This is a genomic window from Romboutsia sp. BSD2780061687b_171204_C1 (genome assembly GCF_015560225.1).
Classification (GTDB): Bacteria; Bacillota; Clostridia; order Peptostreptococcales; family Peptostreptococcaceae; genus Romboutsia_C; species Romboutsia_C hominis.
Genome location: NZ_JADMRK010000001.1, coordinates 940,439 through 953,380, shown reverse-complemented (window position 1 = coordinate 953,380; position 12,942 = coordinate 940,439). Strand labels below are relative to the sequence as shown.

Here is a 12,942-nt window from a genome sequence, read left to right as displayed (position 1 = left end):
ATATAAATATATAATCACAAAAGATATAAGGAGAAATATATGAACATAGAGACTAAAGTATATCAAATATTAGATGATTTAAATGTTGAGTATGAAGTATTTGAACATGAACCAATATACACAGCAGAGCAGTTAGAGATTATAAAGGATGTAGCTAAGGGAAATCATTGTAAAAATTTATTTTTAAAAAATTCTAAAGGAGATAGATATTATCTAGTAGTAGTTAGAGATGATAAAAAAGCAGACTTAAAGATATTAAAAGAACAATTAGGAAGTACTAGATTATCTTTTGCATCAGCAGAAAGGCTATATGACACATTAAAACTTACACCATGTAGTGTTAATCCATTTTCTATAATAAATGATGAAGAGAAAAAAGTAACCTTATGTATAGATAAAGATGTATTAGATGGACAAAATTTAAACTTTCATCCTAATATAAATACAAAGATGGTTAATTTATCCTCAGAAGGTCTGAAAAAGTTTGTACATAGTATGGGATATGATTTAATACCTGTAGAAGTTTAAACTATATAAAATGGAGGTAAATAATATTATTTAAGGGATAAATTTTAGGATTAAAATATTGGGGGGGATATCATGATAGGAACTATTGTAAATAGTATATCTATTGTTTTAGGTTGTATAATAGGAATTATTGTCAAGGGAAGACTAAGTGAAAAAATAAGTACAACTGTAATGAATGGTTTAGCACTTTGTGTTATATATATAGGAATAGAGGGAGCATTTAAAGGAGAAAATACACTTTTGACTATAGTTTGTATAGCTTTAGGGGCTTTATTAGGGGAAATTATAGATATAGACAAATGGCTAAATAAATTAGGGGATTATTTAGAAGTAAAGTTTAATAAAGATAAAGAAAAAGAAGCTGTATCTATATCTGAAGGATTTGTGTCTGCTAGTTTATTGTTTTGTGTTGGAGCTATGGCTATAGTTGGCAGTCTTCAAAGTGGGCTAAGTGTAAATCATGAAACATTATTTGCTAAGTCTATATTGGATGGTGTTAGTGCTATTATATTTACATCAACTCTTGGTATAGGTGTTTTATTTTCAGCAGTATCTGTATTTTTATATCAAGGTATTATAACAATACTTTCATCTAGTTTGTCGGGAATACTTTCAACCCCTGTTATAAATTCTATGACTGCCATAGGTAGTTTACTTATAATAGGTCTTGGACTTAATATGTTAAAGGTTACTAATATAAAGGTAGCTAATTTACTTATAGCAGTATTTTTACCTATTTTAGCAGGGATGATTAATATTATATAAATAGTATTAAGTAAAAAGAGTGAATTATCTAAGATATAAGGTAATTCATTTTTTTGTTTTTGAAAAATATTATTAATGGTTTTAATAAAAAATCGAATTTTGTATATAATGCTATCAAAATTTTACCAAAGACCTCTTATTAATATAAAATAACACCATATATTTAAATAGAAAAAATAAAACGTTAGACAAATTACGTATTTAAAAGGAAAATAAATTTTAAAATCAAATATTAGAAGTATAGAAGGTTTTATATTGATAGGAGGAAATTAAATGGTTACATTTGATATAAATGGGGCAGTTGTAGAGTTTGATGAAAAAATGGATAATTACAATAAGATAAGACGATTATTTAAGCTATATGCTATAGAAGTTAGTGAAAGTTTTTATAATGAAGGAATTAAACATATTCAAAATATAAATAATCTTCAAGGGTACTGCAAAAATGATGGTTTTAAACATATAGAAGAAGGTCTAAAAAAGGCTATAGAAACTATAATAAGCTTTGATGTAATAACAATAGACATAGATGTATTTAAAAAAAGTTATTGTGAAAAATACTTAAACTATGAAAGAATGTGCAATAATTTATTTAAAAGTAAAGGTAAGAGAAACAACTTTAAAAATAATGAAGCTAAATCAACACTAGAATCATTATCTCATCATTTATATAATGATTGCTTTAACATACATATGGCAGTTGTAGATGCACTTGTAGAAAATAAAGTAGATAATATTGGCTTTTTTATAGATGAAGAAAGCAAGCAAAAATCTAATGCACTATTTAATAATTACAAAGATGGATTTATAACTAGATTAGATGAAGCTCAAATAGTTAAACAAATAATACATTTAAATCCATATAGAGAAGAGGTATATAAGTTTTTAATAAAAGAAGATGGAGATTTTAATAAAGAAATAGAACGATTAACAATTTACTTAGGGTATGACATAAGTGATTATAAAGATTATTTAATGGATAATTATGTTAAAAAGTTATTAAAAGAACATTCTTATAATCTTGAAATAGATAAGGAAAAAATAGAAAAATATGCAAAGTATGTAGGTTGTACTAATTCATCTATATATACAGCTAGGATAGATGCTATATATACTTTTGAAAATGCATAAGAAAAGGGCTAGGTAATCCTAGTCCTTTTTATATCAATAATACAAGATATCATCTTTTTCAAATCCATAATTTGTGTTAGGAATACTATTTGTATAGTAGTCATATTCTTCAAAGTATTCATCATCATATGATAAAACATCATTATCATAAGTAAACTCATTGAAGTTTAGTAGGTTTAATACACTACTTTTTTTAGATGATTTAAAAGATAATCTCATAATAAGCACCTCGTAATTCAAAGTTAGATATTAACACATCCAACTTATTATATTCTTATAATTAGTATTAATACATATATAGATAAATATTCATATAAAAAAATTTTAAAATGGATATAAATTATTTTACAACACACCTTCTAAATTAATTTAAATTTTAAGAACAATAATATCTTATTTAAAAATATAAGCACATAATTACAAAATAATAAAAATATACTTTATACTGAAAGAATTTAAAGTTAATAATCATAAATAATCTATATTAAAGGGAGTATTTTATGAATAATGATAAAGCTATGCATATAAAAGAACATAATAAATTAAAAATATACAACCAACATATAAAGTCCTTTATGTATTGTACTAACAATATATATATATATTCTGTGAGTGAAGATGTTAATTTAGCTAATAAAATATATAAATATATTGATAAAAGTACTAAGAAAATAAAGCTAAACCATAGAATAAACATAAGTATAAGTGAATCTTGTAGTGATAATTTTGATATTAATGAATATGACTTAGCTATATTAATAAAGAAAGGTGTAAGTATGCATAAAGGTATGTGCTTTTACTGCAAAACTTGTCCATCTATAAGAAATTGCAAAAGTAGGGCAATGCAAAGAATTTGTAAGGATGTTTGTATAGATAAAGAAAAATGTATAGGATGTGGAGAATGCATTAAAAGATGTTATTTTAAAATAATAGAAAGAGATAAACCAAATTATAGGATATATATAAAGAGCGAATTAATAGTTGAAGTAAGTACACAAAAGGAACTACTTGAAGTTATAGAAATTTTAGTAGATTTTTATAAAGATATTTATGATAAATATGAAAGTTTTACTCAAATGATTAATGGCATAGGAATTAATTATATTACAGATGCATTAAATAAAAAATTTATTGTAAATAAGTATTAAAAATAAATCCCTTAAGTGAGGTTGATTTATTAGAATGTAACAATTTTAATGAAGAAATAATATTATATATCAGTAGTTAAATCTCAACATGGGGGGATATTATGTTTAAAAAAGCTGTTACACTTATAAGTTCATTAGCAGTTGGTTTATTATGCATAACAGGTTGCAGCCAAGATGTTAGTGAAGGAGGAAAAACTGATGAGAAAAAGCTAGATAAAGTAACAATAGCTGAGGTTGCTCATTCAGTATTTTATGCACCTCAATATGCAGCTATAACTCAAGGATTCTTTGAAGAAGAAGGTATAGACATAGACCTTATAAATGCTCAAGGAGCAGATAAAACTATGGCAGCATTAATATCTGGAGAAGCACAAATAGGTCTTATGGGACCTGAAGCATCTATTTATGTTTATAATCAAGGAGAAGAAAACTATGCAATAAATTTTGCACAACTTACTAAAAGAGATGGAAGTTTTATAATTGCTAGAGAAGAAATGCCAGATTTTAAATATGAAGATTTAAAAGGAAAAGAAATACTAGGTGGAAGAAAAGGTGGCGTACCTTTAATGACACTAGAATATGTATTAAAACAAAATGGACTTACAATAGGTGAAAATATAAAAGCTGGTGAAGTAAATGTAAGAACAGATGTACAGTTTGGAGTAATGACTGGAGCTTTTGTTGGTGGAGAAGCTGATTTTACAACTGCTTTTGAGCCAACAGGTACAGCTATGGAAAAAGAAGGCACTGGTTATATAGTAGCATCAGTAGGTCAAGATTCTGGTGAAATTCCATATACTGCATATTGTGCTACTAAGTCTTTTATGAGCGAAAATAAAGATTTAATACAAAGATTTACTAATGCAGTATATAAAGGACAATTATGGGTTCAAAGTGCATCATCAGAAGAGATTGCTAAAGCTATGCAACCATTCTTTGATGATATGAGCTTAGATGATTTAATATCAGTTGCTGATAGATATAAAGAAATAGATGCATGGTGTCAAGAACCTACATTAAAAGAAGAAAGTTTAAATAAACTAATGGAAGTTATGACTGAAGCTGGTGAGTTAGATAAAAAACCTCTATATAGTGACATAGTAACTACTGACTTTGCAGATAAAGCTATAAAAAGTATTGATTAATTAAAATAATTAACATAAATAAAAAAACCTATAAGTAAACATATTTAAATTTATGTTTATCGTTATAGGTTTTTTTATTTAAATATTTATATAAAAAATATTTTCAAAATTAAAATATTAAAAATATAAATAAAAATATTGTAAGAAAATGTTTTATATTGTATAATTTAATAAAATTGAAAAATATGAAATTTATGAAAAAATTTAAATTTCTGAAAATTTAAATTAGATAATTAGGGAGGAATAAAAATGATAAAACTAATAGGTGTTTTGATAGTTGTAATTGGATTTTTATTCAAAATAGAAACACTATTTACCGTATTAGTAGCAGGAATTGTTACAGGACTAGTATCTGGGTTAGATATAAACCAAATACTAACTATATTAGGAGATTCCTTTGTAGCTAACAGAGCAGTATCACTGTTTATATTAACATTACCAGTAATAGGTATATTAGAAAGATACGGGCTAAAGCAAAGGGCTATATATTTAATAGAAAAGATTGGAAAAATTACAGCTGGAGGAGTACTAAGCATATATATGTTTGCAAGACAAATAGCAGGTGCTTTATCAATAAGAATGAGTGGTCATCCTCAATTTGTTAGACCTTTAGTAAACCCAATGGCTCAAGCTGCTGCTATAAACAAAAACAATAAAATAAATGAAGAAGATGAAGAGGCTATAAAAGCATTATCAGCTGCTTCAGAAAACTATGGTAACTTCTATGGACAAAACTTATTTGCAGGAAGTAGTGGAGTATTACTTATAGCGTCAACTTTATCAGAACAAGGGTTTAATGTTACAGAATTAGAAATTGTTAAAGCTAGTATAATAATGGCTGTAGTTGCATTTTTAGTATCTGCACTTCAAAACTACTTATTTGATAGAAAACTAAATAAAAAATACAGACAAAATAATTAAATAAGGAGGAAAATTAAGTGCAAAATTTTATAAATATATCTTTAGAAATTTTTTACGCCCTTATGGGGATTTTAATGATAGTTATAGCGATAAAATCGTATAAAACAATAGATAGCAATAAAAGATTTGGAACAGCTTTATTTTGGGTATTAATATCTATACCATTTATATTTGGGAAATTGATACCATCAAATGTAATAGGGCTAATATTAGTAGCTTCAAGTTTACTAACACTTACAAAGCAAGTTGTATTCGCTAAATATGAAACTCCAAGTGAAGAATTTGGACAAAAGCAGTCAGAAAAACTTGGTAATAAAATATTTATGCCATCATTAGTATTAGCACTTGTAGCAGTTTTAGTTGCAATGGCTTTAAAAGACTTTGGTAGTTCATCGCAATTTGCAATAGGAGCTGGTTCGGTAGTTGCATTAATAGCAGCATTTATATTAACAAAAGCAAAACCATCTACAACAGTAACAGATAGTGCAAGGCTTTTACAACAAATGGGGCCTGCGAGTATGTTACCACAACTTTTAGTTGCATTAGGTGCATTATTTACTCAAGCTGGAGTAGGTGAAGTTATATCTAATATAATATCTGGAGTAGTTCCAGCAGATAGTAGATTCTTTGGAGTAGTGGCATATGTACTAGGAATGGCAATATTCACTATGATAATGGGAAATGCATTTGCTGCATTTGCAGTTATAACAGCAGGTATAGGTGTTCCATTTGTATTAAGTCAAGGAGCAGATCCGGCTATAGTTGGTGCCCTTGCACTAACAGCAGGATATTGTGGTACACTGTTAACTCCAATGGCTGCAAACTTTAACATAGTACCAGCAGCATTACTTGATATGAAAAAGCAATATGATGTTATAAAGTATCAAGCACCAGTAGCTATAATATTATTAGTAATTCATATATTTGCAATGTACTTCTTAGCATTTTAATTTGAAGTAAAGAATTAATATAAAGATAGGAGACGGTGAGTATGAAAGTTTTATTAACAGGATTTGATCCATTTGGTGGAGAAAAAGTAAACCCAGCTGAGGAAGCTGTAAAAATGGTAAAAGAAAATATAAATGGAGCTACCGTTATTAAGTTAACGATACCAACAGTTAGACATAAATCAGTAAAAGCTATAGAAGAAGCTATAGAAAAATACAATCCAGACATAGTTATATCTATAGGACAAGCTGGAGGAAGATATGATATAACTCCTGAAAGAGTTGCTATAAATATGGATGATTTTAGAATAAAGGACAATGAAGGAAATCAACCAACAGATGAGATAATAGAAGAAGATGGACAAGCTGCATATTTTTCAAACTTGCCAATAAAAGCTATGGTTAAACATATGAATGAAAATAAAATACCTGCTACAGTATCAAATACAGCTGGTACATTTGTATGCAATCATGTAATGTATGGAATAATGTACATGATAGATAAGAAATATCCAAATATAAAAGGTGGGTTTATACATATACCATATATGACTTCTCAAGTTATAGACAAGAAAAATACTCCATATATGTCTTTAGAAGAAATAGTAAAGGGTCTAGAATTAGCAATAGAGGCATGTACATTATATGATAAAGATATAAAAGCTGTAGGTGGAGAAATATGTTAATAGATAAAATATTTGTATATGGTAGTTTAAGAAGTGATATGTTCAATTATGAAAAACTTCTAAAAGGTAAGGTATCAAAAACTTGTAAAGCAACAATAAATGGAAATTTATTTCATTTAGATAATAAGGGATATCCAGCTGTTGTACCAGGGGATGGTACTATTATAGGTGAGCTAATGGAGCTTAAAGACTTTGATAAAAGCCTAAAAGAATTAGATGATTTAGAAAACTATAGTGAAGATAATAATATAAATTGTGAGTATTTAAGGAAAGAAATAGAAGTTATTCTAAAAGATGGAATAAAAGAAATAGCATATTACTATGAATATAATACAAAAGCTTTAAATAATTCAGAAGATAAATTAATTGAGATACCTCATGGAGATTGGAAAGAATATATTATAAGTAAAATTTAATATAAAAGAGATGTATAAAAGGGCGCAGATGGTAATCTGTGCTTTTTTAATTATTAAGATATTGCACTTATTTAGAAATAGTAAAAGATCTATAGGTTAAAGTTATAGCAAAATATTTACTTAAGTAAAAATAATTTTTTGATAACGGAATATGTAGCTGACTATATAAATTACATTGATAAAGTGAAGTGAATTTTTTATGTTATATAAATATTTTTATGATATAATAATTAAGGTTTAAAATAAAAAACTTAAGGAGTAAATATGGACAAGATAAAAATGAGAAAGATATTATTTATAAATTTTATAACCATGGCGACCTTTAATATGGCACATCCTGTAACACCATCTCTTATAAACGCACTAAGCCTACCTACATATATGTTTGGTGTACTATACTCAACTATGGCAGTATCTCATTTTGTAATGTCACCTATATGGGGAAGTTTGTCTGACCAAAGAGGAAGAAAGAGATTTTTAGTTATTGGGGTAATTGGTTATGGTATTAGCCAACTAGGATTTGGATTTATAGAAAGTACACCACTTATACTTATGTTTAGAATAACTGGTGGAGCTATGTCAGTAGCATTTATAACTACTTGTATAGCTTATGTTAGTGATATATCTTCGAAAGAAGAAAGAACAAAATATATGTCATATCATACAGCAACTACATCAATAGCAAGTTCTGTTGGAGCTCTTATGGGTGGATTTAGTGGAAATTTAGGTTATAAATTTGCATTTTTTACTCAGTTTATATTATGTTTATTAGTTGCAGGAGTTATATACTTTGTTTTAGATGAAACTATTGATAAAAAGCTTGGTAAAATAGAGATTTATACTAAACATCTTAAAAAAGGAAGTAAGTCAACTTCATTAAATCCTACTGTAAGTATTATGATGATAGTTATGACTTTAATAACTATAGCAACAACTTCATATAATTCGACTATAAACTATTATATAGAATCAGTGTTAAATATGCCAACTACAGTTAATGGTATTGTTATGGCATTTGCTGGGGTTGTAGCTTTAATTATGAACTTATGTATAAATCCATATCTAAGTAAAAAATATAATGAAAAATACACTTTAATAGTAGCTTGTATGATAGCTGGAATAAGTATGATATTAGCATCATTATTTAACAACATATTAATTAGCTTTATGTTTATAATGGTATTCGTTGGAAGTAGTGCTTTAGTTACTCCTATACAACAAAGTATAGTATCAAAACTTGCAAAAGAAAATTATGGTGAAATAATGGGTATACAAGGATCATACAAAGCTATTGGTATGATTGTAGGATCTTTAGCATCTGGATTTATATTTGATATAGGTAATAAATTACCATTTATATTAAGTGGGATATGCTGTATGATAGTATGCTTACTTGTGCCAAGAGTGTGTTTAGAAGAAAAAACTGAAAAAGTTATTGCATAGATTAAAATTGCTAAATAAAATAACTTATATAAAATGCTAAATATTAATAAAAGCCATGAGTATGGAAGTCTATTCTATACACATGGCTTTTATTAATTAAAAAATAATTTAATTTAAGTGAAACTTATTATATATCTATTGCGTCTAATGAATGTAATACAAACAAAAGGAGAGGGATATGGGACAATTATTAATGTTAAGAAGGAGTAAAAATAAAGTTAGTGATGAGGATATAATAAAAAAAGCTATAAAGGGAGACAAAGATTCAATTAATGCAATTATAAATGAAAACAAAGAATACTTATATAAAACAGCTTTTTTGTATATAAAAGATGAAGAAGAGGCAGTAGAAGTATGCCAAGAAACAGTATATAAAGCAATTATAAATATACATAAATTAAAAAATCCAAAATACTTTAAAACTTGGATTACAAGAATACTTATCAATAATGTAAATGATAGAAATAGAAGTCAAAGTAAGGTTATATATGACATAAAAGCATTAGAAGAAGTTGAGGATATATCATATGAGAAATTGGAAGAGAAAATAGATTTATATAATGCTATAGATATATTAGAAGAAAAATTTAAAACTCCTATAATACTTCAATACTTTCAAGATATGACTATAAAGGAAATAGCAGACGTACTTGAATGCAATGAAAATACTATTAAAACTTACATAAAAAGAGGAAAAAAGAAATTATATAAGATATTAATGGAGGGGAAATAAATGAGCAAATTAGATAATATAAAGATACCAGATAACTTTGATTCTTCTATAGAGGTTGTTATAAATAAGGCTTTAAAGGATAAACAAAAAATAAAATTAAAAAAGAAAAAGCTTATAATAGCTGGATCAAGCATCATTCTTTTAGGAACTATGGCATTAAATAGTAAAACTACATGGGCTTATATAGAGAATATAACAAAACAAATAGAAGTTTTACTAGGAAGAGAAGAAAATGAATTTGATAAGTACAAGTTTGAAGGGAATCAAACTATTGAATCTAATGGGCTAAAAATTAGTCTAGGTGAAGTTATGTTAGATGATAGACAGCTAATAATTAGTATGAGTGTTGATTATTCCAATTTTAATGATAATTTAAATATAGAAACTTTATCACCATTATATCCAACAATTATTATTGATGACCTTGTATTTGAGGGACAGAGTAATTCTTGTGAAGTTGAAAAAGTAATAGGAGAAAAAAAAGGGAATATATTGTTTAAAACTAGTTTACTATCAATAGATACTGATGGAGATGGTGCATCTGACACTCCTTATGAAATATTAGATAAGATAGAAGGAAACAAAGACTATGACTTAAAGATTATTTTTAATGAAATGCATAACTATAGAAATGAAGAATTTGAAGCTATTAGGGGCAATTGGGAATTTAATACTATAATAAATGCATCAAATATATTAAATGATACTAAAGTACATAAAATAAATAAAACTTTTAAAATAGATGAAAATGTATATAAAGGAAATTTCACTATAGAGGAAATTAGGGTATCTCCTGTATCTGTTAAGATTAAATATAATTATGACTTATACACAGAACTTAGTGTTAATAAAAGAAGAGAACCAGTATTAATCGCAAAGGACGAAAATAATAATGAATTAATACATGGACCTGGAACTGGAGGAGAGTTAATTGATGGTAATTTATATATAGGTGATGAATTTGAACTAAAAGGAAATGAAAAAAAGATTAGTGTAATACCTTGTATATATATTGATGATAATCCTAAGATATTTAAAGATGCTATTGTTTATATAGATATAAATTAGAGAATTTAAATGTTGTATATTAACGTATAGAAAAAATAAATAATACCAATGTTAAGTATTTAAATTTTGTATAAATATTGGAGATTTATATGAATTATGATAAAATTATCGAGGTCAAATTTCAGTAAATTCAAATCTTTTAGATTTGTTTTTAAGGTAGCAATTTTTCTATGGGTTTAAATAATTAAGGGTGATATTAAGGGTAGCTATAAACACTCTCATTTTAAGAAAATGATAAAAAGTAACGGAGGACAATTATGAAAAGAAAATTAATTAGTGCACTAGTTGGTATTACAATGGTAGCCACAATGGCGGTAGGATGTAGTAGTCCTTCGAATGATTCTCAAAAAACAACAGAAACGAAATCAGATGTAAAGGCAGAAAAGGTAGATACACAAAAAGTCTTTGTATCACCTAAGTGGGTACAAAGTGTAATAGATGGAAATCAACCAGAGTCTAAAAATTATACTATATTAGAAGTTTCGTGGGGAACTTATAAAGACAGCCCAACTTATACAAAAGGACATCTTCCAGGAGCTTTACATGTGGATACTTCAAGTGTTGAATCAGAGCCGATTTGGAATATATCAGATCCTAAGGTAGTTGAAAAAGGTATGTTAGATTTAGGAGTTACAAAAGATAAAACTGTTATTTTATATGGAACAGATATTTCAGCAGTAAGTAGAGTAGCATATGCATATCTTTGGGCAGGTGTTGATAATGTAAAAGTTCTAGATGGTGGACTTGATGCATGGAAAAAAGCAGGGTATCAAACAGAAACTGAAGTAGAAAAAGCAACACCAGCAAAAGACTTTGGAACAACTGTTCCAGCACATCCAGAATATTGGATGTCTATAGAACAAGTTCAAGATAAATTAAAAAATGACCAAAACTTCCGTCTAGTAAGTATAAGAAGTAAAGATGAATTTGATGGTAAAACAAGTGGATACACTTATATTGATAGAGCTGGTGAGCCTAAAGGCGCAGTTTGGGGACATGCAGGAAGCAATCCATACAATATGGAAGATTATACACATAAAGATGGAACTGTTATAACTGCTGAAGAAATGGAAAAGTTATGGTCAGATTCTGATATAAATAAAAACAATGAACTTTCATTTTACTGTGGAACAGGTTGGAGAGCATCAGTTCCTTGGTTAATTGCTTATGATGCAGGATGGGATAAGATGACTGTTTATGATGGTGGATGGAATGAATGGCAAATGCATAATAATCTTCCTGTACAAGTAGGAGATCCAAATAGTGGTAATTGTGAATATACTATAGTGGGTAAACTACCAACAAACAAAGCTGCAAAATAAATAATTTAAAATAATCACTAAACTAATTGTAGTGATTATTTTAAATTACAGATAATGAGGTTGATATTTATATGGAAAAAATAAAAAAGATTTTTTATGTACTGACTACAACACTAGAAATTTTGCTCTTAGTTGGAGCGTATATGGTGAACTATTTTACACACAAAAAGATGGGAATGTTACGACATGTCGTACATAAAAATTATGTTTGGGAAGATAAATATCCTATTCAAACTATACAATATATTGCCATAATAGCATTGATAACATTAATGCTATTAGTATTAATACTATACATGAAAAGAAAAGTAAGGTTAAAAAAAATAGTAACTACTATGAGTATTACTATGGTTATACTTGTACTTTTCTTTATAGGATTTATATTGATATATTCAGCAGAAGAAATAAGAGCATTTTATTATATAAGCGTTATGTTTGGGTTAATGACATTAATACAGATTATTAAGACTTTTATAGGAGTTATTTGGTATAAGAATTAAAAATAAATGGTATGCTAAGTATCTTTATAAGAATTAAAAATAATTATATTCTATATATCAACAAAAAGGTATTGATGAACTCATCAATACTTTTTTATTTACCAAGGGAATTTATTTGATTGTAAATTGTTGTTAATCTATGAATTAAAGTTATTGTAACATATTTGGAAAAAGTAAAGGTATTCGCCT

Annotated in this window: 15 protein-coding genes; 14 read left to right on the top strand and 1 reads right to left on the bottom strand. The window is 27.0% G+C overall.

From position 1 onward, the window contains the following. The first annotated feature begins 39 nt into the window (after window positions 1–39). The 3 genes from I2H23_RS04815 to I2H23_RS04805 all read left to right on the top strand — a co-directional run bounded on the left by I2H23_RS04815 (window position 40) and on the right by I2H23_RS04805 (window position 2,424). Window positions 40–528 (top strand): prolyl-tRNA synthetase associated domain-containing protein, encoded by a 489-nt coding sequence (locus I2H23_RS04815; protein WP_195581144.1) that lies wholly within the window; start codon window positions 40–42, stop codon window positions 526–528. A 72-nt stretch (window positions 529–600) separates the two neighbouring features. Next, window positions 601–1,293, top strand: coding sequence for a DUF554 domain-containing protein (locus tag I2H23_RS04810; RefSeq protein WP_195237849.1), 693 nt, complete (start codon window positions 601–603; stop codon window positions 1,291–1,293). 273 nt (window positions 1,294–1,566) lie between these two features. Beyond that, complete coding sequence (locus I2H23_RS04805; protein ID WP_195581143.1) at window positions 1,567–2,424, top strand: kinase; 858 nt, start codon at window positions 1,567–1,569, stop codon at window positions 2,422–2,424. A 33-nt stretch (window positions 2,425–2,457) separates the two neighbouring features. Here the strand turns inward: I2H23_RS04805 and I2H23_RS04800 are convergent, their stop codons facing one another. Beyond that, complete coding sequence (locus tag I2H23_RS04800; protein ID WP_092925597.1) at window positions 2,458–2,643, bottom strand: hypothetical protein; 186 nt, start codon at window positions 2,641–2,643, stop codon at window positions 2,458–2,460. Between the two features lie 281 nt (window positions 2,644–2,924). Here I2H23_RS04800 and I2H23_RS04795 point away from each other — a divergent pair, with 281 nt between their 5' ends. The 11 genes from I2H23_RS04795 (at window position 2,925) to I2H23_RS04745 (ending at window position 12,753) form a co-directional block, all read left to right on the top strand. Next, entirely contained in the window at window positions 2,925–3,572 is a 648-nt protein-coding gene (locus I2H23_RS04795; RefSeq protein ID WP_195581141.1) for a hypothetical protein, read from the top strand. Between the two features lie 101 nt (window positions 3,573–3,673). Further along, on the top strand, window positions 3,674–4,717 hold the full coding sequence (locus I2H23_RS04790; RefSeq protein ID WP_195581139.1) for an ABC transporter substrate-binding protein: 1,044 nt from the start codon (window positions 3,674–3,676) through the stop codon (window positions 4,715–4,717). Window positions 4,718–4,966: 249 nt separating this feature from the next. Then, entirely contained in the window at window positions 4,967–5,638 is a 672-nt protein-coding gene (locus I2H23_RS04785) for a DUF969 domain-containing protein (RefSeq protein WP_092925603.1), read from the top strand. 17 nt (window positions 5,639–5,655) lie between these two features. Beyond that, window positions 5,656–6,588: a DUF979 domain-containing protein gene (locus tag I2H23_RS04780; protein WP_166505502.1), complete on the top strand. Its 933-nt coding sequence runs from the start codon at window positions 5,656–5,658 to the stop codon at window positions 6,586–6,588. Between the two features lie 41 nt (window positions 6,589–6,629). After that, window positions 6,630–7,271: a pyroglutamyl-peptidase I gene (gene pcp, locus I2H23_RS04775; RefSeq protein WP_195581137.1), complete on the top strand. Its 642-nt coding sequence runs from the start codon at window positions 6,630–6,632 to the stop codon at window positions 7,269–7,271. Next, window positions 7,265–7,687: a gamma-glutamylcyclotransferase family protein gene (locus I2H23_RS04770; RefSeq protein ID WP_092925609.1), complete on the top strand. Its 423-nt coding sequence runs from the start codon at window positions 7,265–7,267 to the stop codon at window positions 7,685–7,687. The genes pcp and I2H23_RS04770 overlap by 7 nt, the downstream gene beginning before the upstream one ends. Before the next feature lie 264 nt (window positions 7,688–7,951). Further along, window positions 7,952–9,130, top strand: coding sequence for an MFS transporter (locus I2H23_RS04765; protein WP_092925611.1), 1,179 nt, complete (start codon window positions 7,952–7,954; stop codon window positions 9,128–9,130). 178 nt (window positions 9,131–9,308) lie between these two features. Continuing rightward, complete coding sequence (locus tag I2H23_RS04760) at window positions 9,309–9,863, top strand: sigma-70 family RNA polymerase sigma factor (RefSeq protein ID WP_092925613.1); 555 nt, start codon at window positions 9,309–9,311, stop codon at window positions 9,861–9,863. Continuing rightward, window positions 9,864–10,931, top strand: a complete 1,068-nt coding sequence (locus I2H23_RS04755) for a DUF4179 domain-containing protein (protein WP_092925615.1) — start codon at window positions 9,864–9,866, stop codon at window positions 10,929–10,931. It abuts the gene before it with no gap. 257 nt (window positions 10,932–11,188) lie between these two features. Continuing rightward, a complete protein-coding gene (locus I2H23_RS04750; RefSeq protein WP_195581136.1) occupies window positions 11,189–12,253 on the top strand; it encodes a sulfurtransferase in 1,065 nt (354 codons plus the stop codon). Between the two features lie 71 nt (window positions 12,254–12,324). Then, window positions 12,325–12,753 carry a hypothetical protein gene (locus tag I2H23_RS04745; RefSeq protein WP_195581135.1) on the top strand — a complete coding sequence of 143 codons (429 nt, stop codon included), beginning with the start codon at window positions 12,325–12,327 and terminating at the stop codon, window positions 12,751–12,753. The last annotated feature ends 189 nt before the right edge of the window (window positions 12,754–12,942 follow it).